The organism is Anabaena sp. CCY 9402-a, from assembly GCF_963920945.1.
Classification (GTDB): Bacteria; Cyanobacteriota; Cyanobacteriia; order Cyanobacteriales; family Nostocaceae; genus Trichormus; species Trichormus minutissimus.
This window is the reverse complement of record NZ_CAWUDL010000083.1, coordinates 1-26,196: the sequence shown is the minus strand read 5'-3', so window position 1 is coordinate 26,196 and position 26,196 is coordinate 1. Positions and strand designations below refer to the sequence as shown.

Annotated in this window: 17 protein-coding genes and 1 pseudogene; 16 read left to right on the top strand and 2 right to left on the bottom strand. The window is 41.3% G+C overall.

Annotated features, from left to right (window positions below; all coding sequences use genetic code 11):
• The first annotated feature begins 215 nt into the window (after positions 1–215).
• The 10 genes from ACM0OR_RS23600 to ACM0OR_RS23555 all read left to right on the top strand — a co-directional run bounded on the left by ACM0OR_RS23600 (position 216) and on the right by ACM0OR_RS23555 (position 16,025).
• Positions 216–830, top strand: coding sequence for a hypothetical protein (locus ACM0OR_RS23600; protein WP_414578982.1), 615 nt, complete (start codon positions 216–218; stop codon positions 828–830).
• Between the two features lie 375 nt (positions 831–1,205).
• Entirely contained in the window at positions 1,206–1,394 is a 189-nt protein-coding gene (locus tag ACM0OR_RS23595; RefSeq protein WP_190697585.1) for a hypothetical protein, read from the top strand.
• Between the two features lie 194 nt (positions 1,395–1,588).
• On the top strand, positions 1,589–1,855 hold the full coding sequence (locus tag ACM0OR_RS23590) for a hypothetical protein (protein ID WP_414578981.1): 267 nt from the start codon (positions 1,589–1,591) through the stop codon (positions 1,853–1,855).
• Positions 1,856–2,102: 247 nt separating this feature from the next.
• Positions 2,103–2,330: a hypothetical protein gene (locus ACM0OR_RS23585; protein ID WP_414578980.1), complete on the top strand. Its 228-nt coding sequence runs from the start codon at positions 2,103–2,105 to the stop codon at positions 2,328–2,330.
• A 392-nt stretch (positions 2,331–2,722) separates the two neighbouring features.
• Positions 2,723–4,873, top strand: coding sequence for a peptidase domain-containing ABC transporter (locus tag ACM0OR_RS23580; protein WP_414578979.1), 2,151 nt, complete (start codon positions 2,723–2,725; stop codon positions 4,871–4,873).
• Between the two features lie 55 nt (positions 4,874–4,928).
• The gene (locus ACM0OR_RS23575; RefSeq protein WP_414578978.1) at positions 4,929–6,335 is read left to right on the top strand and encodes an HlyD family secretion protein; all 1,407 of its coding nucleotides are present in this window, start codon (positions 4,929–4,931) and stop codon (positions 6,333–6,335) included.
• Between the two features lie 107 nt (positions 6,336–6,442).
• Positions 6,443–7,495 carry a tetratricopeptide repeat protein gene (locus ACM0OR_RS23570; RefSeq protein WP_414578977.1) on the top strand — a complete coding sequence of 351 codons (1,053 nt, stop codon included), beginning with the start codon at positions 6,443–6,445 and terminating at the stop codon, positions 7,493–7,495.
• Positions 7,496–7,554: 59 nt separating this feature from the next.
• Positions 7,555–7,776 (top strand): hypothetical protein, encoded by a 222-nt coding sequence (locus ACM0OR_RS23565; protein WP_414578976.1) that lies wholly within the window; start codon positions 7,555–7,557, stop codon positions 7,774–7,776.
• A gap of 243 nt (positions 7,777–8,019) precedes the next feature.
• Positions 8,020–11,085 carry a type I polyketide synthase gene (locus tag ACM0OR_RS23560; RefSeq protein ID WP_414578975.1) on the top strand — a complete coding sequence of 1,022 codons (3,066 nt, stop codon included), beginning with the start codon at positions 8,020–8,022 and terminating at the stop codon, positions 11,083–11,085.
• On the top strand, positions 11,085–16,025 hold the full coding sequence (locus ACM0OR_RS23555; protein ID WP_414578974.1) for an SDR family NAD(P)-dependent oxidoreductase: 4,941 nt from the start codon (positions 11,085–11,087) through the stop codon (positions 16,023–16,025). Before ACM0OR_RS23560 ends, ACM0OR_RS23555 begins: the two co-directional genes overlap by 1 nt.
• A 271-nt stretch (positions 16,026–16,296) precedes the next feature.
• On the opposite strand, the gene ACM0OR_RS23550 is transcribed toward ACM0OR_RS23555, so the two are convergent.
• The gene (locus tag ACM0OR_RS23550; RefSeq protein ID WP_414578983.1) at positions 16,297–16,881 is read right to left on the bottom strand and encodes an HARBI1 family protein; all 585 of its coding nucleotides are present in this window, start codon (positions 16,879–16,881) and stop codon (positions 16,297–16,299) included.
• Between the two features lie 66 nt (positions 16,882–16,947).
• Positions 16,948–17,004: pseudogene (locus tag ACM0OR_RS23545) on the bottom strand (DDE transposase family protein); the annotation flags it as partial.
• A 621-nt stretch (positions 17,005–17,625) separates the two neighbouring features.
• Between ACM0OR_RS23545 and ACM0OR_RS23540 the strand changes: the two are divergent.
• From ACM0OR_RS23540 to ACM0OR_RS23515, 6 genes are all read left to right on the top strand, one after another.
• Positions 17,626–19,443 carry an NAD(P)/FAD-dependent oxidoreductase gene (locus ACM0OR_RS23540; protein ID WP_414578973.1) on the top strand — a complete coding sequence of 606 codons (1,818 nt, stop codon included), beginning with the start codon at positions 17,626–17,628 and terminating at the stop codon, positions 19,441–19,443.
• 149 nt (positions 19,444–19,592) lie between these two features.
• Entirely contained in the window at positions 19,593–21,419 is a 1,827-nt protein-coding gene (locus ACM0OR_RS23535) for an NAD(P)/FAD-dependent oxidoreductase (RefSeq protein ID WP_414578972.1), read from the top strand.
• Positions 21,420–21,526: 107 nt separating this feature from the next.
• On the top strand, positions 21,527–23,293 hold the full coding sequence (locus ACM0OR_RS23530; protein WP_414578971.1) for a tryptophan 7-halogenase: 1,767 nt from the start codon (positions 21,527–21,529) through the stop codon (positions 23,291–23,293).
• A gap of 128 nt (positions 23,294–23,421) precedes the next feature.
• The gene (locus tag ACM0OR_RS23525) at positions 23,422–23,814 is read left to right on the top strand and encodes a hypothetical protein (RefSeq protein ID WP_414578970.1); all 393 of its coding nucleotides are present in this window, start codon (positions 23,422–23,424) and stop codon (positions 23,812–23,814) included.
• 101 nt (positions 23,815–23,915) lie between these two features.
• Entirely contained in the window at positions 23,916–24,935 is a 1,020-nt protein-coding gene (locus ACM0OR_RS23520; protein ID WP_414578969.1) for an alpha/beta fold hydrolase, read from the top strand.
• A gap of 226 nt (positions 24,936–25,161) precedes the next feature.
• Positions 25,162–26,025: an SDR family NAD(P)-dependent oxidoreductase gene (locus tag ACM0OR_RS23515; protein WP_414578968.1), complete on the top strand. Its 864-nt coding sequence runs from the start codon at positions 25,162–25,164 to the stop codon at positions 26,023–26,025.
• Positions 26,026–26,196: the final 171 nt, after the last annotated feature.

Here is a 26,196-nt window from a genome sequence, read left to right as displayed (position 1 = left end):
TGGCGAATTCCACCTTGATTATCGCTCCTTAATATTTAGATGCGTTCGCCCTGAGGTTGAATCTAGGCGATCGCTTTTTATTTTTAAACGCAGAATCAGGTGATGTCTGCGATGGATTACTGCAACACATTATTTGGTCAGTATTGGTTTGGTGTAATAAAGACCATATAATAATATTTTATATCTAAAATTGAACTTTTAAAAATTAAAGTAACATGACATCTAACAATAGACATAATTTTCTGAGCATTTTAACTCAAGTTGCTGCCGCATATCGAGACCAAAAAAATCAACTTCCGACAACGGAGGAAGTCGTGAATGCGTTATTAGCAGCAGAAACAATCACCAAACAGGAACGACTGAATTACAATTTTGAGTTTCTGGTGGGTAAATGGCGTTTATGTTTTGCTACTGGGACAAAAAAAGCTAGAGAAAGAGGAGGAATAATTTTAGGTAAGGGTTGGTATGTACCAAAACTGGCTACTATTTATATTTCCTTTAACACGACACCAGAGGAAGATTTAAATAGAGGTGAAATTGCTAATCAGGTACAATTGGGGTCAATATTGTTGAAGCTTACAGGGCCAGCAAAGTATTTAGGCAAAAAAAATATACTGGCTTTTGACTTTACCCAGATGTTCCTCAGTTTATTTGGTCGTATCATTTATCGGCAACAAATTCGCTCTAGTCAAGGTCAACCTGAAGAGTTTTACAACCAGCCTATCGCTAAACTACCCTTTTTTTCCTTCTTTCTCGTTAACGCAGATTTAATTGCTGCGCGTGGACGTGGGGGAGGTTTGGCGTTGTGGATTCGGGAAGATATTTCTTAGACAGCACGTGGCTATATTTCTCTGGAGGTAGTATATTTTTTACAGATTGACTCATAGTGAGTCCAATGTAATGATTGTAGTCTTTCGATATCTATAAGTGTTGGCTAGAGATAGCTGGAATATTTCCTGGAGTGATAGCTAACTGGCTCTAGGAAAGGATTTCACTAGCTAGATGTATTTTTCGGAAATGGTCGTCGCATAATAGTGCAATTCAAGTTGCCAAATCTGGTAAATAAGTTTGCAGAAAGACTACATGACGAGTCCTGGTGTTTTCACTTATTGTCTTAATTAAGCGGGGAGTTGAGGCGACATAAAAATCACTTTTAACTCCCAGCCAACACTAAATGCAAACATTCTCATTGTAGGATAAAAATCATGCAAGATACATTATTTACTGAAATCTCATCTCAAGAATCTGCACTAGTTAATGGTGGCGATGCACCAGTCTTCACCTCTTTTGCTTTCGACTGGAACAATCTATTCTACACGTTGGGCGTAGGTGCATTCTTCGGTTTAGACCTCTTCAGAGATGCTGTAACATCTTCTATCTTCCGCAGATACTAAAAGACTTCTACTAGTCTTTACTTAACAAATTGTCTGATCAAGTTAATGGAATTTATCCTAACTTGTCAGGACTGAATAGGACTGATACTTACTTGCAAAAGTAAGGAGCATTAATCTAAATACTGGAATATTTAAAAATTTCAGTATTTAGATTATTATCTTAATCAAAGATAAATTTAAGTGTAAAAGCAATTATGAAGATCATGCCAAAAACAGATGCCCATTCACTTTTTACAGAGCTAACAAAAGAAGAATCTGTAGCTATTAATGGTGGAAATAGTAATAATATTCTCGACTTATTACAAATATTATTACCGCTTATACCTACCTCCACTTCTTCTCCAACACCAATTACTCCCCCTCCTCAACCTTATTCCCCATTTGTCTCATCACAATATACTGGAGCGTTAACTTCAATTTCTGCTCCTGTTGCGGGTCTTATATTCTCAGTTTTCTCATGAAATACTTGTCTCTATATTGAGTTGTTTACTATACAATACAACAGCTTTAATAGAGCCAATTATCTTAGTTGTATAGCTTTGAATTTTGGCTGATACTTTAACGTTAATGTATCAAAAAATCTTCCGGAATTATTTATTTTTTGATGCAGCTATCGGTATCAATCAACAACCATATCAAATATAGAATTGGTGATTATCATATCTATATTTGTGAATTATATTCATAGAATAAAAATATATTTCAAACATGGAAAGTAAGAATCAACTGTTCACGGAAATTACTTCAGAAGAAGCATCTGTCGTCAACGGAGGCTTAAGGGTAAGTTTTGACTGGAATACTTATTTCTTCATTCTAGGAGCTGGTGTTTTATTAGGTAATCCTGGGCTTACTCCAGAAGAAATTCAGTTTGCTTGGGAGTCAGCTTTTGTATTTGAAGATGCACGACGCTCTCGTAGAAGAAGATGCTGTAGGTAGTAAAGCTGTCTCTTAGTAAGGGCTTAAGCTCTTACTAAAAACCTTTGATTCTTTATCAGGACTTACGCACAAAGGTTATTTGTTAAGAATGGGTGTAAGGGTGTGAGGGTATAGGGGTGTAAGGGTTTTGAACACCTACACCCCTATACCCCTATATCCCTTCACCCTCCCCCAAACCCTTGATTTTTCGTATCACTGCGTAAGTCCTGTTTATGCTGCTCTAGTTTCTACTTACTTTATGAGTTGATATTTAGTTATATCTGCATAAAGCAGATATAAACTACCTGATTGAAGATTGCTATTTCTGCAATTTCGATAATTACTTACCTATACTTTTATGGGTATTGTTTAAAAAAAATCTTAGTTCAAATCAATATAAGTATTTTCGCTTTATGAAATACCATTATGTTCCACAACACAGCGAAGAAGATTGTGGTGCTGCTTGTATCGCCTCTATTGCTAAACACTATGGCCGGAATTTTACTCTCAGTAGTGTGCGTGAGGCTGTAGGTACTGGACAATTTGGTACTACTTTGTTGGGGCTAAAACGAGGTGCAGAAACACTTGGTTTTAATGCTCGTCCAGTTAAAACTTCATCAGAACTTTTAAAGCGGATGGATGAAGCACCTCTACCAGCAATTATTCACTGGAAAGGGCATCATTGGGTGGTCTTATATGGTAAAAAAGGCAAAAAATGTATAATTGCTGATCCTGCTGTCGGTCTGCGTTATCTGTCTCCACAAGATTTAGCAGAGGGGTGGAGTGATTGGTTAATGCTATTGCTTGAACCTGATCCAATCAAGTTTCATGAGCAAGAAAATGACAAAATTGGTGGTTTTTGGCGTTTCTTTAAGCGGATTTGGGTTTTTCGGGGAATTTTAGCTCAGGCTTTACCTTTAAATATATTATTGGGACTTTTATCTTTAGCTTCTCCCTTCTTACTACAAATTCTTACCGATGATGTGCTGGTTCGCGGTGATACTAAACTACTGACTACGATGGCGATCGCTGTGGTAGTGATGAATGTCGTTTCTAGTAGTTTATCTTGGGTACAATCTAACTTAATTGCTCACTTTGCTCAACGTCTACAATTAGGCTTGGTTTTAGAATTTGGACGACAAATATTACAATTACCACTCTCTTATTATGAGGCTCGACGGAGTGGAGAAATTGTCAGCCGTCTGCGAGATATTGACCAAATTAATCAGTTAGTCTCGCAAGTTGTTGTAAGTTTACCCAGTCAATTTTTTATTGCTATTATTTCCTTTGGCTTCATGGCTTTTTATAGCTGGAAACTGACTGTAGTTGCTCTATTTGTCTCGATATTAATGACATTATCTACGGTGATATTTCAGCCGAAGTTGCAACAAAAAACTCGTGAGGTTTTAGTCAGTGAAGCTGAGTCTCAAGGGGTTTTAGTCGAAACCTTTAAAGGCGCACTCACGCTAAAAACTACCACCGCCTCACCACAATTTTGGGAAGAATTACAAGGTAGATTTGGGAAAATTTCTACTTCCACACTCAGCACCATTCAAATTAGCATTATTAACGGGACATTTTCTAATTTTGTCTCTGCGGTTGGTAGTATTGCTTTGCTGTGGTATGGGGGTAATTTGGTAATTAATCCCGAAGAGAATCTAAGTATTGGGCAATTGCTAGCTTTTAATTCCATGAATGGTAATTTCGTGGGCTTAATTGGAACTATTATTACTTTTGTAGATGAATTTACGCGAGCAAAAACTGCTACCCAACGCCTGACAGAAGTAATAGATGCTACACCAGAAAATCAAGGAGATGGTAAAAAACCATTTGCCAAAATTCTTGATAATGCTGATATCGTTTGTAGTCATGTCAATTTTCATTATCCTGGACGAATTGAGTTATTAGAAGACTTTTCTTTAACTTTTCCTGGTGGTAAAGTTGTCGCGGTTATTGGTAAATCTGGTTGTGGTAAAAGTACCTTAGCAAAAATTCTTGCTTCTTTATATCCTCTACAATCCGGTAATATCCGCATAGGACTTTATAACATAGAAGACCTGGCTCTTGATTGTCTACGTCAACAGATAGTTTTAGTCCCTCAAGATGCTCATTTTTGGAGTCGTTCTATTATTGAAAATTTCCGTTTAGGTGCGCCTAATGTTACATTTGAGCAGATTGTCAGTGCTTGTCAAATTGCTGAGGCTGATGACTTTATTAGTAAACTTCCTGAGAAATATCAAACTATTTTAGGCGAATTTGGAGCAAATATTTCTGGCGGACAACGGCAAAGATTAGCAATAGCACGAGCCATCGTTACAGATCCACCAGTATTAATTTTAGATGAATCAACTGCTGGACTTGATCCAGTCAGTGAAGCACAAGTTTTAGATAAGTTATTTAAACATCGTCGGGGTAAAACTACTATTTTAATTAGCCACCGTCCCCAAGTAATTAATCGGGCTGACTGGGTTGTGTTGCTAGATCAAGGTAAGTTAAAAATTCAAGGTTCTTTAGAAAAGTTACGCTCTATATCGGGAGAGCATTTAGATTTTTTAAATTCTTAAATAGAGGATTGGGGAGAGAATAACTAATGACTATTAACTATTGACTCATAATATTATGCTCTACACTCATAACCAAAAACTTCTACCACCTGTTCAAAGTGAAGACTTTCTTCCTCCTATTAGTCGTTGGACAACCTTAGCAGGAATTTTCCTCATTGCTAGTGTTGGTACTGGGATTAGTTTATCTTCGTGGATAAAATACAATGTGACAGTAAAAGCGACGGCGACTGTACGTCCGACAGGCGAAATTCGACTGGTACAACCGAAAGTTGAAGGAACAGTTAAAAGTATTTTGGTGAAAGAAAATCAGCTTGTTAAACGAGGTGATGTGATTGCTCACTTGGATGATGAACAATTACAAATTCAAAAGAGTCAACGGCAAGATAACATTCAGCAGGGCAAACTACAACTTATTCAAATTGATGGACAAATTAGAGCTTTAGATACCCAAATTATCGCGGAAAGCACAATAGCCGAGCGATCAATTTTATCTGCAAAGGCAGATTTAGCACGCAATCAAAGGGAATATCAGGAGAAGGAAATTACTACTAGCAGCGAATTACTAGCAGCACAAGCTAATTTAGAAAAAGCCCAAGCTGATTTACAAAAATCCCAAGCTGATCTAAGTTTTGCCGAAGTGGATCGCGATCGCTATAAACAATTAACAGAAATTGGTGCTATTGGTGGGCGTGAATTTGAACAGAAAAAACTGATTGTTGAGCAGAGTAAAGCCATTCTAGAAGCTACGAAAAAATCCGTTGATATCGCTAAAGCTAAAATTAAATCAGCTAAAGCGGCTGTTAATCCGACAGATGCTATGGTGGCGATCGCGCAAGAACGCATTGCTCAAGAAATTGCTAGGGGTGAATCCACTATTGCTACTCTCAAAAAAGAAAAACAAGCGTTACTTCAAAGACGAGTAGAAATTCAAAATCAAATCGGACAATCGCAAAAAGAACTTCAACAAGTCGCCACTCAACTACAAGATACTGTTCTACGAGCTAGCAGTGATGGTATTATCCTGAAGCTGAATTTACGCAACCCTGGTCAAGTTTTACGTGCTAGTGAAGCTGTGGCAGAAATTGCTCCTAATAATGCTCCTCTGATTATTAAAGCCGTTATTCCCACCCAAGAAATTCAAAATGTCGCAGTTGGTCAAATAGCACAAATGCGAATTAATGCCTGTCCCTATCCTGATTATGGCACTCTTAAAGGAATTGTTAAAGCTGTTTCTCCAGATGCCATTAACCCAAATAATAATACAACTACACCTACATCAGGTTCAACAACTTCTGCTGCTAGCTATTTTGAAGTGACTATTCAACCTGATAGTCTGTCCTTTGGGAATAGCGATCAGTGTCATCTCCAAGCTGGTATGGATGCTACAGCAGATATTATTTCTAAAGAGGAAACGGCACTGCAATTTATGTTGAGGAAAGCTAGATTAATTACTGATTTGTAAGCTGTCATTCAATTTACGTAAAAATTTTCAAATAATAATGCTTTCCCTAATATACTGTATAAATTACCAGTTCAATTCCTTGTAGTTGTCAATTACATTGTCTAGATATGACTAGCATTCGCCGAAATCCTTCGCCTAAGCTTCCACCTGAGTTGCTAGTAGGCATAGTTATAGCTCTAGCGATAACAGGAATTCCCAGCATAGTTCAACATTTTTTAGATCAGCAAAAATATGAAAGTGCCATGCAATCTTATAAAGTGGCTGAGTGTGGTTCTGCCATTGAGCAGTTTAATCAAATTATTAGTGCTTTTCGATTAGTTGATGCTGGTGATTATGTTTCACGCGCCGAAGAAAAAAAAGCAGAATGTGAGTTTTTTGAAGATGCCGTCAGGCTGCAAAAAGATGGGAAATTTGAGTTGGCGTTACTGAGTTACGCCAAAGTGGCAGTTTACGATAATAGTGCTTTATTAGAGCCTACGCGAAAAAAATTGTATGAGTTATTTCAAAAAGCAAAAGTCACATCTCTTTCCACTCTAAATGTTTGCAATCGAATAGGGATTTTAGCTGAAAGGAATTTAGTTCCAAAATCAAACGCCAACTTACCACCACTGTATCTAGCATGTGGAGAAGTATACGACGCAGAAAAGAGCTACAAAAGAGCGATCATTATCTATGAGGAGTTTATCAGGCTGTATCCAGACCACTCGTTGGTAGAGAATGTAAAGCGATCTCTAGCACGAACAACTGTTGCTGATATTAGAGGTAGAAAAGGGTTGCTTAATATTAAATCGCCAAGACAGACTGGTACTACCGGAGATGGCTCTACCGTTATAGAAATTCAAAATACATCTCCAGCTAAAATGCGGATTACATTTAGTGGAACAACTCCTAAATTCGAGGAGATAGAAGAATGTAAAGATTGTGTGGTGTATGTAAATAATCCTCCAAAGTTATGTCCCAATAAGGGACTTATAGGACGATATACTTTTGAACCCGGTCAGTATGATATTGCAGTGGAATTTACGGCAAATGATGGAAATCCCGTTAATCCTTGGGCTGGTACTTGGTTGCTGGAGACAGGTGCAGAATATAAAAGTTGTTTCTTGATCATTAGAGATCCAGTGGATAATCCTAAGAAGAAAGAGGAGAATTCTCCATAGTCAGTTTGTCCAGCCGGTCTTGTAGTGGCGTGTCAAGATGTTGAGCGCGATCGCTGCTCTTGTCGAGTGCATTAACGAAGTGCGATCGCTACTTCGTAGTTGGTGGGGTTCTTTCTATCAACCCAACCAATGCTTGTTTATTCCCTAACCTTACTTCAGCGATCGCCTCGAAGCTCGTCACCCAGAGGCTCAAAGCTGGATTGTCCGTATTGATTCTCGCCATGTTCGTCGATTCGGCGGATGCACGAAGAGAATGTTTTTCCTTTTGCTTTAAACTCTAAAACAATCATTTGAAGTCGAAAAACCCTACGGCAAAATTATAACGCAAAAGCTGCCGTTCTACGGCAGGGCTATTGAATGTTCGAGAAGTGATCAGTAATTTGCATAAAAATCAGAATGTGAACTGAATACATATTAGGGCATCAATTACAGCCCTGGTTGTGAGGGTTAATGCAGATATTTCATGCTCAGATAATACTCACAGTACCCTATCTAATTTCTATAGTTGAGTAAAGGATACCAAGATGCGAATCAATGCAGAGACTCCTGCTATTGCCGTTATTGGCATGGGTTGCCACTATCCAGGAGCAAGTGATTTATCAAAACTTTGGGAAAATATACTTGCAAGGCGGCGACAGTTTCGGCAAATGCCGGATCAAAGATTACCTGTATCTGAATATTACGACCCAGAACCGACAACCCCAGATCAAACCTATGGCGATCGCGCTGGTGTAATTGATGGTTTTCAGTTTGATTGGCCTGGTAAACGTATTCCTAAATCAACTGTAGAATCAACTGATATCGTTCACTGGCTAGCTCTGGAAGTAGCATTAAAAGCCTTACAAGATGCTGGATATACTCGCCAAAGTGTAGCCACTGAGCGTTCTGGTGTGGTTTTAGGTAATACCCTCACTGGAGAACACACCCGTTCTCAAACAATGCGCCTACGCTGGCCTTATGTGCGGCGAGCCTTGCGGGCTGCGGGTAAGGCTAAGGGTCTGCCATCATCCACAGTAGAAGAACTGGTAGTGATGATGGAACAGTTCTACAAATCTGTATTTGCACCGATTACCGAAGATACCCTCGCTGGGGGTCTTTCTAATACTATCGCGGGAAGAGTTTGTAACTTTTTTAACTTTAATGGTGGGGGATATACAGTAGATGGAGCTTGTTCTTCTTCCCTGATTGCCGTTGCTACTGCCGCTACAGCCCTAGCTAACGGAGACCTTGATCTCGCCCTAGCCGGAGGCGTAGATATCAGCCTAGATACCTTTGAACTGATTGGATTTGCCAAAACAGGGGCGTTAACTGGTCAAGATATGACTGTTTATGACCGCCGTGCCAGTGGCTTTATTCCCGGAGAAGGGTGTGGCTTTGTGGTCTTAAAGCGGTTGGCAGATGCTCAAGCCGATGGCAATTATGTATATGCCGTACTGAACGGCTGGGGTATATCATCTGATGGCAAAGGTGGAATTACAGCCCCCTCCAAGGTAGGTCAATCTCAGGCATTACGCCGTGCTTACGAGCGAGCCGGTTACAGTCCCCATAAACTAGATTTTATTGAAGGTCATGGTACAGGAACTCCCGTAGGCGATCGCACAGAAATTGAAGGCATTGCCCTCGCGATGAGTGCTGATGGTGAATTAGCACCTCGTTCCTGCGGCGTGACATCCTTCAAATCTCTTGTAGGTCATACTAAAGCTGCGGCTGGTGTTGGCGGTTTTATTAAAGCAGTGATGGCTGTAAATCAGCGCGTTATACCACCCACGGCAGGCTGCAAAGACCCCAACCCCGTTTTTGATAGTTCTGCCCAATGTCTTTATCCAATTATTCAAGGGGAAATCCGCCCAGCCTCTGATCAACTGGTAGCTGGGGTTTCCGCGATGGGATTTGGTGGGATTAACTCCCATGTCACCCTGACTTCTGGTGATGCTCCTGCGCCCCATCTGAAACCCAGCTTACCTGAAAGGGCATTGCTAGTTTCCCATCAGGACACAGAGATATTTGTCCTCAGTGCAACATCTGTGCAAACACTACTACAACGCACTCAAACAGCCATCAATCAAGCCGCAGGTATGAGCCTAGCTGAACTTGTTGATTTAGCTGCCCAACTAGCAAAAGAAACAGAAGCATCTCACCCTGTCAGGGCTGCGGTGATTGCTGGTACGCCCAAAGAACTGATGACGCGTCTCCAGCAGTTGGAACAGATGCTGAATGACACCCCTCCTACCCAGGGAGAAGTGAAAGTTACCCCTCAAAAAGACATTTGGATTGCCAACGCCGTTAAACGTCATCGCGTGGCTTTTCTGTTTCCCGGTCAAGGTTCGCAAAAGTTGAATATGGCTCGGACTTTAGTAGAACGTCATGACTGGGCTAGAGAAATGCTGCAACAAGCAGATAACTGGCTTGCAGACATGGGTTTTGAGCCAATCAGCCAATTAATCTATCGTCCTCTCGATCGTGCAGCTAATCCAGAACAAGTCCAAGACTGGTTTAAAAAGCTCACCCATGTTGCACCCTCAGCCATCTGCTTTGCTTCCTTACTTTGGCAACGCTATCTGGAACGGTTGGGAATCAAGCCATCTTTGATCGGTGGTCACAGTTTGGGAGAACTGACAGCCTTTCAAGCAGCCGGAGCATATGACGAAAAAACTCTACTGTGTTTTGCTGCTATGCGTGGAAAAGCTATGGCTGCTAAGAGTGAAAATGCCGGCACAATGGCCAGTCTAGCGTGTGATTCGGCAACGGCTCAGAGTATTTTACAAGGAATTCCTGGCTATGTAGTTGTAGCTAATATTAATAGTCCCATTCAGACTGTCATATCTGGTGAGAGAGCCAGCGTTGAAGCAGCCATCAAACGTGCCGCAGATCAGGGTATCCAAACTCGCCTGCTGCCAGTTGCCAACGCCTTTCATTCCCAGATGGTTGCAGAAGCATCTGCATATCTGCGTGCTAATGCACCAATTCCAGAGCAACTTACCCAAAATTTATTACCCTTATTCTCCAGCGTCAACGGACAGCAAGTTCAGCCAGGACAGAATCTGCGGGAATACTTCGCCGGACAAATGATTTCACAAGTGGACTTTGTTTCGTTAGTGAAAGCGATCGCAACCCAATGCGATTTGATGATCGAGGTTGGCCCGGGAAAAGTGCTTGCTGGCTTGGTAGAAGCTACGAATAATGCAAATGCGCCTATGTGTTTCCCCGTAGAGTCTAAGCCAGGATGCGATCGCGATCTCAACACTGTACTAGCTAGTTTCTTTATTCATGGTGGTGAAGTTAATTGGACAGCACTTTACGAAAATCGTTTGGTAAATCCCTTTATTCCGGCATCACAGCGTCTGTTCATCGACAATCCTTGTGAGCGGCCTTTCCCAGATGCCCTAGAACAAATCAATGAAGTTTTGCATATTCCTAACGTGTCGAACAGATATATACAACAGGAGGAATTAACACAGCAAAATAACGAAGAATTTTTTGATACTCTATCTGCCTATTTCTCACAACGTAGCTCATTTTTAGCTGAGTTGATTCGAGCCGATATTGAAACTTTACCAATTTTGTCACCTATTAACGAAGAGAACGCCTAATGAATAGCCAAAATTCCGCACATCATCAAATGAACGACGAGCTTACCAAGCTGTTAACTAACTACTTTAGCCAACGGGGTTCATTTTTAGCTCAAGTTATCCGTGCAGATTTGCAAAGCTTGCCACAATCGACAAAGCCAATTCATCAATCCCAACCCAGTGTTAAAGCCAACCAGCATTATATAGTTGAACTGCCCACCAGTAAGCCTGCAATTGTTTCCTCTCCAGTTGTGCAACAGCCACAAGCAACTCCCCAAATAGTTGCGCAACCAACCATCGATGTGGAAGCAATTCTAGTAGATTTAGTAGTTAAGCAAACTGGATATCCAGCAGAAAGCATCGGACTCAATGCCAAATTACTAGACGATTTGAATCTGGATTCAATCAAAGCCGGTGAATTGGTTGCTGCTGCTAGTAAGCAATGTGGTGTAGCGGGTGCGCTAGACCCCTCAACCCTGGCAAATGCCACCTTAAAAGAAGTTGGCGACGTGATTCGCGCTACTCTGCCAGCACAGCCCACTCAGAATACTGGTACAGTTGCCGTCCACAACTCTCCGGTTGTCGAACCATCCTTGGATGTATCCCAACAGCTACTCAAGTTAGTAGAACAGCAGACTGGATTTCCCCAAAATACCCTGTCGATGGACTTGCGCCTGCTGGATGACCTCAACCTCGACTCCATCAAGGCAGCAGAATTAGTTGCTACTGCGGCTAAACAAGTTGGTGTAGGAGGAGCAATAGACCCTTCGACTCTGGCAAATGCTACTTTAACCGATGTAGTGGCGGCACTTCAGCAAGCGCAACCTGTAAAAAAGCCTGAAGTTAAAACGGCTACACCTGTAACTTTGCCTGCTCCCCAAACTGTGGAAGCTGTAGCTAATAAATCCTCTGATTGGGTACGTAATTTTACGATAGATTATGTAGCTGAAAATGCTAAAATCATTGACCAAGAGGATTGGTCAAAAGCCCAGGTTTTGATAGTCTCAGATCAAGTAGAAGATCCATTAGCTAAGGCCTTGAGCGAACAGCTCATCTCAGTCGGAGCGCAAATAAAAAAAGTCACCTACCACGAATTATTGGCAGACGACTCTGTTGTAAAAAAAACTATCTCTCATTATATTGCTTTACTACCTAATTCTGATACAGCACAAAAATCTTTAGAATTAGCACAGATGGTAGCAAGACTCAATAGTATTTCTACTGCTATTGCTAAGAGTTGTGTTGCCTATGTCCAGTTTGGTGGCGGTCGTTTTGGTAGTGGTTCTCAAACCATGAATCCAGAAGTATGTTGTGCGGCTGGATTTGCCCGCAGTTTGCACCTAGAACGGCCTGATTTACGGGTGCGGGTGGTAGACCTAGCTTCAGAGATTGAGTCAACCTGTGCAGCTGAATTAGTCATCAACGAACTTTCAGGAAGTGAAGCGATCGCCACTGTTGGTTATGATGCTGATCTCGTCCGCTTAGTACCCCAATCTCGTTTACAACAACCTACCGACTACACTCAACGCACACTTTCCTGGTCAGAACAAGATGTCATCTTGGTGACAGGTGGTGCAAAGGGCATTACTGCTGAGTGCGCTTTAGCTCTAGCCCAAGCCACTGGCGTGAAAATGGCTTTAGTGGGTCAATCTCCTGCCCCCACTCCCGGACAAACCCAAAATGAAATCGCACGTACCTTAGAGCGATTCCATGCGGCAAACTTGACCTGTAATTATTACTCCTGTGATGTGACTCAGGCTGAAGCAGTTAACCAGTTAGTTGCCCAAGTTACTAATGAATTAGGGGCAATTACAGGGATAATACATGGTGCTGGCTTAAACAGTCCCCGCCGAGTTGAACAGGTCAGCATAGAAGCCGCCGTCACAGAAGCTTCTCCCAAACTCCTCGGTGCTTATAACCTGTTACAAGCCTTAGCTTCAGCACCACCCAAACTATTTGTTGGCTTTAGCTCCATTATCGGAGTCACCGGAATGCCTGGTAACGCCTGGTATGCCTTTGCTAACGAATCTTTGGACATTATGCTGCGTCGCTTTGCTAGTGACCATCCCCAAACCCAAGTTATTTCTCTCGCCTATAGCGTTTGGGGAGAAGTAGGCATGGGGGCGAAAATGGGTAGTGTGAAACACCTAGACCGCATGGGGATTGGAGCTATTTCCACTGAAGAAGGAGTCAGTCGTTTCCTGAAATTGTTTGAATGTGATCCTGGAGTGCAACAGGTAATCATTGCAGCCCGCTTGGGAGGACTTGATACTTGGTCTCCTGCACCTGTGTCTACAACTCAACTGCGTTTCATCGAGCAGGTTTTATATTTAGAACCAGGTGTGGAGTTGACAGCTAGAACTCACTTGAGTGTAGAACGGGATTTGTATGTGCAAGACCATATTTGGCGAGGTTCTTACCTATTCCCCACAGTCTTTGGTTTAGAAGCAATGGCGCAGGCGATCGCCTACGTAACTGGTACGATCAAACCACAAATTGTCCGCATTGAAGATATCTCCCTTCAGCGTCCCGTAGTAGTGAATCCCACTACAGGCATCGAAATTGAGCTACGTGCCGAGGTGATGGAAGTTGACCACAACGGAGAACAACGAGTCAAAGTGGGGATTCGCACTGAACAAACAGGCTTTAAAACCGACCACTTCGCCGCCATCTTTGTTCTAGGTCAACCAAAATTAGGTACACAGTTAAAACCAGAACTAGGTCAAGCCCTGACTTTAAATCCTCAAGTTGATCTGTACGGAGACTTACTTTTCCAAGGAACACGCTTCCAACGCATGGGTGAAATCTTCTCCCTGAGTGAGAAAAGCAGTGTCTTCCGTTCCTATGTGCGTCCCGCCGCCGAACTGCTGACAGAAAGCTTTGGTTCTGGTCAAGGTGATTATATCTTGCTGGGCGATCCTTACTTCCGGGATGTATTGTTGCAATCTGTACAATTGACTATTCCGCAGGATATCTGTTTACCAGTCCAGATTGGCAAAATTGAATTGTTCCAGAATTCCCAGCCAGAGACAACTGAGCGATTAGTTACAGTCCTGTTGTTAGAGAAAGAAGGACGGGAATATATCAGTGAAGTGTTTACCACTGATAGCCAAGGATACATCTTAGAACACCTGACTGGTTATAGACTGCGGATTCTGGAAGAACATCCCACCAACCCCACCGCAGCTGAATTGGCTCATCCTGAAATTCGCGATCGCCAAAAATTAGCACAGGTACTTAATACTAGCTTTCAAGAATTTGGTTTAAATCAACCAGCCGTAGCTCTAGGATATGCCCCCAACTTACAAGCACAGTCGAAAAAGCAAAGGCGTGAGCAAGAACAGCCAATTGTTGCCCAAGCCTTGAAAACCAAGTTGGGATTAGTAGCAGATGCAGAAATCAAATTTGGGATGAAAACCCTACCTTCAGGGAAACCAGAATTGACTGGTGCTAGTGTAGCTGGACTGCAACTATCTTTATCTCACTGCGATCGCTATTGTCTGTGTGTTGTCTCTGATACTCCTCAAGGCTGCGATATCGAGTCAATTACTCACCGCACAGAAGATGATTGGGTAGCATTACTCAGTACCAAGCGCAGCCGGATAGTAGATGAACTGGTCAGCAAAGGCGACACACGCGACAGAGCCGGCACGAGAATCTGGTCAGCATTAGAAGCAGTGCGTAAAGCATTCAACGGCAGCCATCCAGAGTTTTCCATCGTCGCCAAACAAGGTGACAGTGTACTACTCAAGGCTCAGACAACTGAAGGTGATTACTTAGTGGTGACAGTTCCAGTCAAGCTTACCCGTCCCCCAGAACGGATGATAGCTATTCTAGTGAGCCAACCACAACTACAGCTACAGGTGCAATCATCCGCCATTGTTCCTCAAACCAGTGAAATTGACCGCCACAGCACCCGCTACACCCAAGATGGCCCTCAAGGACAACTAGCCTACGAACAACGTTTTCAAGTCAGTTTCAAAGACAGTGGTAGTATTAGCCGTCGCGTCTACTTCTCACAATACTTTCGCTGGATTGGCAAAATCCGCGAACTACCGATGGAGAGTATAGCAAAGCAGATGTTATCGGACTTCTTGAGCGGTGATTGGGGGATGGTAACTAATGCTGTGAGTCTGCGCGTCTTAGGAGAAGCAACTTCCTATGATGTCTTGCAAGCCAGAGCTTGGGTAGGTAACGTAGTCGGTTCATCTTTTGAAACATATATTGAGTTTTGCCGAGTCTTGCCTGATCATTCTCTAGAGAGAATTGCGATCGCTGAAGTGAAAGCAACTTGGGTAAGATTAGTTAGCTACGGTGTACCTTCACCTATGCCCTTCCCGCCATATCTCCAAGAATATCTGGATCGATTTGCCGCCAAAGAGCCAGCCACCCTCGACTTGAGACGGCCAGAAACTTTACCTCTACCACCTCTACCATCTAGCTTGGCGCAACTCAATAGCGGTGCGATCGTTTACGAAGCACCCAGTTCCTTAAACCGCTATGGTAAGTTACTCCGGTCGGAAGCTTTCCAAACCACTCTAGAAGAATCGAACTTAGTAGGTAACGTTTACTACGGTAATTACTTCATCTGGCAAGGACGAATCCTCGACCTCTTCTTATACTCAGTCGCACCTGAATATCTGCGAGTTTCTAATCCCCGTGGTGAGATGGTTTGTCTCTACAGCCGCATGGACTACTTACGAGAAGCAATGCCCTTCGATAAGATTCGCGTCTTCCTGTATGTCAAGTCAGTCTCCCAATCTGGTGCAGTGTTTAACTTTGAGTTCTTCCGCGAACAACCCGACGGCACAATGGAAAAACTCCATGTCGGACAACAAGAGGTCGCCTGGGTAACTCGCCTAGCAGATGGTACTCCAGTTACAGCAAATTGGCCGTCAGAAGTCCTGCAAGCACTAACAGAAATGGACTCTGTAGAGTTAAAAGAAAAAATTGCATTCTAAATAGACCCAACTCATTTTCAAGCAGTAGCCAGAAATTTGGCTACTGCTTTTTTGCGTTGCATATTTGCAAGATGAATCAATATTTTCGCTCAAAGCTAAAAGCAGATTCTTCGTCAATAGACATCTCCGAAAACAGTCAAAGCCTTTGTTTAGCTAGGCTGTAGCCACTAAATGCAATCATCTTAAATTAGCGATTCTGTACGATGAAATAAGACTTTGAGATATTTGCTGTTGATAATTAGGCAAAAATATCTAGTTATATGCGGTAATTTCAACCTGATGATATAGCCGATATTTCTAATGGTAATATTAGCCCTCGAATTCGTAACCTTACTAGTCCGCAAATCGTCAAAATTACTTGCTCATATTTGTAGGGATTTAACCTAAATCTTTCTTGAACAACTCGAAATATTTTGACTGAGCGAATTCGATGTTCAACAAAGATCCGTTTAGATGAAAATATTTTATTTTGTTCTTTCTGCTCAGTCGTTAGTTCTCGATTTCTTGGTTTCTTAATTGGAGTTGTAATTAAATCTTCTCCAATATATGCCTTATCTCCTTTAAATCTTTGTTTGGGGTCAAACTCTGAGCGATATTCTCGGAACAAAGTTATATCGCTTTTTGGTCCAGGTTCACCTGCCACAACATCAACGATATCACTAGCATCAGGTAAAATAATCATTTGAGTTTTAAATGTATGATTACTCTTCTTACCTGAAAAATATTTCTTTTGTTCATCATTGTCTCCAGGTCTTTCTCTGACTTGCTCGTAGCTATCTACTATTAATTCGTACTCTGTGAGTATTTCTTTTACTACTTCATAGTCAGAAGCGTTTTTTTTTACTTGTTCAAGCAAACTGGATGGCAGTAATTCTCGCAAGTTAGGCAACCAATAGTTAAATGTATCATTGGCGGTAGACTCGCTTACTTCAAACTGAATACCTAGAAGTTGGAAGGTTGTTAGATGCCGGAGATACACCAAAGTTAAAATGATTTGTTCGGGAATAGGTAATTTTGGTTTACGACCTCCTCCACTAGCAATAATTCTAACTTTCTTAGATTCTAGTGAAGCTTTTTTTTCATGATATAATCGTTCCGCATTTATGATTAATTGTTGTAACTGTTAATATTCCAGACCTATTAACCTTTGTGTTTGTTTAGGATTTTCTTCAATGTAATTCAGTATATTGCTCATTCTTCTGTGCCAAAATAACTCTTTAATGTTCTTTTATCACAGAATAATACTATTTTGGAGATGTCTAATATTACGCGGTTAAGCCTAAAAAATAGAAATCTGTAGCCAATACGGTTCGGATCAGATAATTTGCCAAAATAATAACGCCTGTAGAGACGTTGTACTGCAACGTCTCTACCCACTATATAAGCCCAACATTTCTATGTAGCGACAGGATTCATTGCATCTTGCAAGACTATCACCCAGAAAAGTAAATCATTATTAAGACAACAGATACCCTGCATAAAATCATGGTTTCCATCTGAATAATATTTAGGCACTGAAAAATCAAGAGTTTGCAGGTTACAAATACGAAACAAAATTTAACTGCAATTTCTAACAATATAACCACACCAGAACTTTGCTATGAACAACAATCAATCATTAGAATATGATGTCGTAATTATGGGTGCTGGCTTTGCAGGTTTGTGCCAAGCCAGACATTTAATGCTCAAAGTTCCTCATATCAAAGTTGCCCTAGTTGACCCCAGACCTGAAAATAGAGATGAAAACGATCTCAAAGTTGGTGAATCAACAGTTGAAATCGGCGCACTCCTAATTGGTAAAGAATTAGGACTCAACGATTACATGATTGAAAATCACCCACCCAAAGCTGGATTAAATTTTCATTGGCCAAAACAACCAAATAACACTGCAACTATCGACGATTACTATCACATTTGGATCAACCGTCAGCCGCCTATCCCTACTTTTCAAATTAACCGTGCTAAGTTTGAGCGCGATTTGCTCAAAATGAATCAGGAGATGGGAATTAAATTCTACAATGGGCGCGTATTAGATGTTGATTTAACTCCCGGTGATGCCATTAAAACAGTCAAAGTCAAGCTTAATGGTGAACAGATAGAATTAAAAGCCAAGCATATCATTGATGCAGCCGGGCGCAGGTTTATCATTGGTAAAAAGCAAGATAATCTTTTATTTGGCCCAGAAAACTTGCTTGGTTTGAATAATGGCTCGGCTTGGGTGCGGGTGAAAAATGTAGACCGCACACTATTTCATAGTGGTTACGACCCGCTAGGATCTGCTGTTACTCATTACTATACTACCAATCACTACTTTGGGGCTGGACACTGGCTGTGGATGATTCCTATTGATACTCAAGCCCAGGAATTATCAATTGGGGTTATGCACCATCATGACGTAATTCCGGCAAATACTATCAACACTCAAGAGAAGTTTTATAAGTTTTTGCAAGCTAATCATACTGTTCTCTATAACATTATCCAAAGTGGTGAGAGCGTAGACTTCAATTATTTATCTAAAGTCCCCCATAAAAGTAAAACCCTATTTTCTGCCGATAACTGGTATGTAATTGGCGATGCGGCTTGTATGTTTGATGCGTTTTACTCCTTGGGTACAACCATGATTGCTTTCACCATTGAAAGTGTGACAGAAATCATCCGCGCCAAACTTGCAGGTGAGGCTGATGCTGAGGAGAAAAGGTCAATTTATAACGAATATAATCTGACTTTCTTTGATAGCGTTAATACCTTCATCTGTGACCATGCCAAACAATTGGGACACGCTAGTATTATGAGTTGGCGAATTTATTTCGAGTATATGTGGTGGTTTGGCATCCTAGTACCAATGTACATTGGCAAGTGGCACTTACAGCCTCAATTTCTACGTGAGTTCATGGGGCCTTTCCGCTCTTATTTAAATGGAATTTTCCCAGAGGTTTACCAACAGTTGAACAAATTGGTTGATAAGGGTACTAACATCGGTTTTATGGATCCTGTGCGAGCAGATCAGTTACTGGGGAAATACTACACCTTCAAACACTTTGAGGATTATCTAGAAAATAGTAAGTTTGAACCGCAGCGTTCCAATATCTATACCAGCATGAAGAATGCTTTCTTCTATATTGCTGTTTGGTATGTGAAATTTCAATGGAAAGCCTTTGGACTAGTTGGTCTGCTCAAACCGAAAAATCTCTACTATATCTTCCAACTTTTAGTGCAATCAGGTATATCTGCAATGGGTGAAGCTCGGCATAAATTCCAAACTAGAGACTTACCTAACAACAGTACAGTTGAAAATATGCGCCAGGAGTTTAAGAGTTACCAATATCAACCTGAGCTACAGCCTTGGAATGTAGAAGTTTCATCGGTAAAACCTCAAGATTCATTGGTTACTAGTCAAGAAAAAGTTTTACTGCGCTAAGTCATAGTCATCGGGGCGGAAAATACCTGCAAGTTAGCAAAGGCTCAAGGTAAATGAATAATTTAGGTTGCAACTCCTGATGACTATACATCCCTTCTCAAGTTATTGGCTAAATTGAGCCTCAAAAAGAATTTATTAAGGAGTTAATAATGTATACAACCGAATCTTTAGAATATGATGTCGTAATTATGGGTGCTGGCTTTGCCGGTTTGTGTCAAGCCAGACACCTGATGCTACAGATCCCAGGTATTCGCGTTGCTTTGGTTGATCCTCGTCCCGAAGAACGCTCTGATAAAGATTCAAAAATCGGTGAATCAACAATTGAAATTGCGGCTCTTTTTCTAGCTAAAGAATTAGGACTTCATGAATATTTAATTGAAAATCATACACCTAAATTGGGATTAAGTTTCCATTGGCCAAAAGACCCTGCTCAAACCGAGAATCTAGACGACTACTTTCATATCTGGTCTAACCGACAGCCAGCAATTCCAGCTTTTCAAATTAATCGCGTCAAGTTTGAGCGGGACTTGCTACAAATGAATAAAAAGATGGGCGCGTTTTTCTATAACGGACGCGTGCTAGATGTGGATCTAACTCCTAAAGATGCTATTAAGACTGTTAGCATCAAAGTCGGCAATGAACAAATGGAATTGAAAGCCAAACATATCATTGATGCCGCAGGACGCAAGTTTATTATTGGACGCAAAACTGACAATGTAATTTTTGGTTCAGAAAACATGATGGGGCTGGATATTGGTTCAGCTTGGATGCGGGTTAAAAATGTCGATCGCACTGTTTTTGATAGTGGATATGACCCTTTAAATTCATCGATTAGTCATTACTACTCTACGAATCACTATTTTGGTCATGGTCACTGGTTATGGATGATTCCCATTGATACTGAGTTAAAAGAATTGTCTATTGGTATCATCCATCATCATCAGGAACTTCCTTCTGAAATCGTTGGTACAAAGCAAAAATTCCAGCAGTTTATCAATGATAATCACAAAATTCTGGGCAAAATTATTGACAGTGGTGAACTAGTTGATTTCAATTATTGGCCTAAAGTTTCCCATAGAAGTAAAACTCTATTTTCCCCAGATAACTGGTATGTGATTGGTGATGCTGCCTATATGTTTGATGCCTTTTATTCCTATGGCACAACAACTATTGCCTTAGCAATTGAGAGTGTGACAGAGATTATTCGCGCTCAACTAGCGGGTGAGGCAGATGTAGAGCAGAAACGGTCTGCTTATAACGAATTTAACTTGGGTTATGCCCGGAGCGTCAACTGTCTCTATGTCAGTCATGCTCAACAGTTAGGTCATGCGAGTGTGATGAGTTGGCGGGTTTATTTCGAGTATATGTGGTGGTTCGGTGTGCAAGTGCCTATGTATGTTGGTAAATGGCATTTGGATTTAACTTTCATCCCCATCTATTTAAAAACCCTCAACGCCAATGTAGACGGACTCTTCGCAGATTTATATCAACAGTTCAATCAACTGGTAGAACGGAATGCAAATATCGGGTTGATGGATTGTTACCGTTCTGATCAATTAATCAATGACTATTACACTGCAAAACACTTCGATGACTTTTTAGAAAATTCTAAATTAGAACCTCGTCGTTGTAATGTTTTTGGTAGTCTAAAAGCCACTTGCTTCTATGTTGCTATTTGGTATTTTATGTTCCAGTGGAAAGGTTTTGGGATTCAAGGCTTGCTCAAACCACGTAATATTTATCACTTCTTGCGACTATTAGCATTGTCAGGCCAAGCTGCGATCGGGGAATTGGTTTATAAGTTCAAAACTAGAGGGTTGCCAGCCAATACCGAAGTTGAAGAAATGCGCCAAGAGTTCCGCCAAAGTTATCAATTTCGACCAGAACTTCAGCCTTGGATGACAGAAAAGACTACCAAAACCACTGCTAAAGAGGCAGATGTAAATCAAATTTTGGAAGTCGCTAGATTACGTTGAATTGATGTTAATTAATCACACATCTCCAGGAATTTTGTTAAAGCTTTTGGAGATGTTGACAAAAACTCCCACAATTGTCGTTTAAAACTATTAGGAAAGATTAAACTATGTACACTACTCAGTCACCAGAATATGATGTTGTAATTATGGGTGCGGGATTTGCTGGTTTGTGCCAGGCTCGACATATGCTGCTCAACATCCCCAACATCAAAATTGCACTGATAGACCCACGTCCAGTAGAACGGTCAGACAAAGATTTAAAAATTGGTGAGTCTATAATTGAAGTCGCTGCTCTTTTTCTTTGTAAAGAGTTAGGACTCCATGATTATCTGATTGAAAATCACCCTCCTAAGTCTGGGCTGAACTTCCATTGGCCAAAAGATGCGGCTCAGACTGAGACTTTGGACGACTACTATCACGTTTGGGCAAACAGACAGACTCCTATTGCTTCCTTTCATCTCCACAGACCCAGATTTGAGCGGGATCTGCTGAAAATGAATCAAGATATGGGAGCAGTTTTCTACAACGGACGCGTGGTTGATGTGGATTTAACTCCTGGTGATGCCATCAACACTGTAGAAATCAAAGTTGGTGGCGAAACAATGGAACTGAAAGCCAAACACGTTGTTGATGCTGCTGGTCTGAAGTTTATTATTGGTCGCAAGACAGATAACGTTTTATTTGGCCCAGAGAACCTCTTGGGACTCAACAATGGTTCAGCTTGGCTACGGGTCAAAAATGTAGACCGCACCATTTTTCACTCAGGCTATCACCCAGAGGGGACATCAAATAGCCATTACTACTCTACTAATCATTATTTTGGTCACGGTCATTGGTTATGGATGATTCCTATAGACAAGAAATCAATGGATTTATCTATTGGCGTTATCCATCATCATGATGTGATTCCATCGGAAAAAATCAATACTTTAGATAAGTTCTCTGGGTTCTTGAAAGCTAATCACCAGCTGCTGGCTGACATCATCGATAGTGGTGAAGTAGTCGATTTTAATTATCGCCAGAGGATTGCCCATAGAAGTAAAATCATGTTTTCCCCTGATAACTGGTATGTAGTTGGTGATTCCTCTCATATCTTTGATGCTTTCTATTCTTATGGGACAACAATGATTGCCTTTGCGGTAGAAGGTATCACAGAAATCATCCGCGCTAAATTAGCAGGGGAAGCAGACGCGGAAGCTAAACGAGCTGCTTACAACGATTTCAACTTGGCTTATGCTCGGACTGTTAACTGTCTCTACCGGGGTCATGCCGAGCAACTCGGTCATGCCAGTGTCATGAGTTGGCGTATTTACTTTGAGTATATGTGGTGGTTTGGAGTTCATATCCCTACATATATAGGTAAGTGGCATTTGGATCTGAATTTCATCCCCAGATATGTGAAGATTGCCAACGGTAACGTAGATGGAATTTTTGCTGATTTATGCAAGCAGTTTAACCAATTGGTAGAGCAGGGTGCAAATATTGGATTCATGGATGTTTATCGAGCAGATCAATTGGTTGGTAAATATGGGACACTTGCACATTTCGATAACTTCCTAGAAAATACCAAATTTGAGCCACGACGATGCAATGTTTTTGCCAGTATGAAATATACCTACTTTTACATCGCGATTTGGTATGTGATGTTCCAGTGGAAAGGTTTTGGTATCCGTGGTTTATTAACCCCTAAACATTGGTTCTATTTCCTGCGGATGTTAGGATTGTCAGCTAAAGCTATTGTGGGTGAGTTTATCTACAAATCTAAGACCAAAGGTTTACCAAACAACAGTGAAATCGAACGAGTGCGCCAAGAGTTCAAGGGTTATAAATACCAACCAGAAAAACATTCTTGGTTGCGAGAAAAGGTTTCTTAAGTCTCTGCAATTTTTCAGATATGACTTTTCTTGACGCTGTTGAATTTATTAATTCACATCACAGGGAAAGTCATATATAACCCCAGTTTAAAATCATGCTCACTGCTATTATCCACTAAGTATTGATTATGGAAGCAACAACAATGTCTTACTTAACACAAAATCTAGAAACAGGAGAAATCCAAAAAGCGATAAATCGCCTAGGTTTAACCCTATCTGAAGCAGAAATCAATGATATTCAAGTAGGAAAAAATATCTCTCTTGAGAGCAGATGCTTAAGTGAAATTGGCTCATTATTTATTTTAGCTTCAGCAATTTCTGCTGCTAATTTAGGTAAAAAAATGAATAATATTACCTTCAGAGATTTACCAGAAGCAGTTCATAATTCTACCTCTTGTACAGGAATTCCGATTTATTCCTGGGATTCCGAGACTCTGGGCAAGTGTTCTCTTTACTTAACTTTAGTGAATGGTAAACCTGGAATTAGTCCCTGTTACGGTGTGTGTAGCACTTCTCTTTAAGTTGTGAACTGAGTTTTGGTAGAGTTTTCTAAACCGAAATATAGGATTGCTATAGGTGGAGAAGAAATTAATATTTGTTCAAGTTAGCTATGGAAGACCTTATGAGATATTTGCTTGGTAGTTTTGTGCTTCTATTCATTTTGGTACTAGCTGGAGCAGTATACCAAGCGATCGCTACTCGCGCAGATATAGATAAATATCCACCACCAGGTAAGCTGGTCGATGTGGGAGGCTACAAACTCCATATCAATTGTGTAGGTGAAGGTAGTCCAACTGTAGTGATGGAATACGGACTGGGCGGTTTGTCTCTAGTCTGGAGTCTGGTAGAGTCAGAAGTAGCTAAATTTGCCCGTGTGTGTACTTATGATCGCGCTGGATATGGTTGGAGTGAATCTAGTTCTAAACCCCGCACTAGTCAGGAAATGGTTGAGGAATTGCGTACATTACTGACTAATGCTGGAATTAAAGGCCCTTATATTTTAGTAGGTCATTCCTTGGGTGGGTTAAATGTACGTCTATTTGCCAGTCAGTACCCAGATGAGGTTGTGGGAATAGTATTAGTAGATGCAGTCCCAGCGAATGTATATGCACGTCTTGCACCAGTGTTTCAAAACAACATGGCCGCAACTAGGCGGATGTTTCGCTCTTTGTCGCTAATTACCAGACTAGGTTTGTTGCGGTTGTTGGTGCAATTGCTAGGTAAACAAGCAACACCGGAGTTTGTCAGAAAGTTGCCATCAAAGATTCAACCCATGATTGTGGCCAAGTTTCTGCCTAAAACTTTTGAAACCGCGATCGCTGAAAGCCTCTTAATGGAAATCAGCACTCAGCAGGTTAGTCAGTCAAAGTTATCAGATGACTTACCATTGATAGTGCTGTCTCATGGAATCAATATGTTTTCTAACATACCAGATCAACAAGCCAAAAAAGCTGGTTTAACTTGGGAAAAATTGCAAGCAGAAATAGCTCAACTTTCTTCACAAGGGAGTTTGCAAATAGCTCAAACTAGCGGACACAATATCCATATCGATCAACCTAAATTAGTGGTGGATGCCATCCGTCAAGTCGCTTCGCTCCAATTAAAAATTCAAAATTCAAAATTCAAAATTAAAGACAATTAGTGGGTGCTTTTAGCTTGCTTGCCGTAGGCTACCCACCACTAATTGTTCCCTGCGGGACGCTTCGCGAACGCGTAGCGTCCCGTAGGGAAGACCGCTAAATTTTCAATTTAGCGGTGGATTGAAACCCAAAATTAAACTTATTTTCGTAATAAGGACTTTACTCCTTATTCCAAACTTTAATCATTCCCAGCATTTTACTAAAACAATACAAAGTACACAATTTTATATGGTGATAACAACTCAAGGTGCAGTAGTTGTAACTGGAGCATCTACAGGCATTGGCAAAGCTTGCGCCCTGCAACTAGATAAGTTAGGATTCCAGGTTTTTGCCGGTGTACGTAACCCAGCAGATGCGGAGATGTTGAAAAGTCAGGCATCTCATCGCCTGACACCTATCTGGCTCGATATCACAGATGCAGTTTCTATTGCTGCCGCAGTAGAGACTGTAAATAAGGCTGTTGGTGATCTTGGTCTATGGGGCTTAGTTAATAACGCCGGCATAGCCGTTGTCAGTCCCCTGGAGTGTCTAGCGATCGCAGAATTGCGGCAGCAGATGGAAGTCAATGTAATCGCACAGATAGCTGTCACCCAAGCATTTCTCCCACTTTTGCGCCGCAGTCAAGGGCGAATTGTCAATATTGGGTCAATTATTGGCAAAATGGCAATGCCTTTCTTGGGATCAAACTCTGCTGCTAAATTTGCGATGGAAGCATTTACAGATGTACTGCGGATGGAACTGCAACCTTGGGGGATTTCTGTCTCCATAATTGAGCCTAGCTATGTTGCTACGCCAATTTGGGAGAGGGCTGTCACCACAACTAACAAAACAGTCAAGGATCTACCACCCGAAGCTAAAGACCTCTACGGTACTGCTACTGCTGCCGCTTGCGAATCAGTAATTAAATCAGGCAAAAATGGCATTTCGGCGGATATGGTCGCTCAATCTGTGGTTAATGCCTTGACTACGAAAAGACCTAAAACTCGTTACCTGGTAGGAAAGGAGGCTAAATTTGTAGACTTAATGATTAAATTTCTCCCCGATCGCATACGTGACCGGGTTATTATAGGGCAAACAGCTAAAGGAACTTGAATCTACAGAAGTAGCGATACATTGGCAATGTCAGGCGATACATTGGCAATGTCAGGCGATACATTGGCAATGTCAGGCGATACATTAACAATGTTAGGCGATACATTAACAATGTCAGGCGATACATTAACAATGTCAGGCGATACATTAACAATGTCAGGCGATACATTA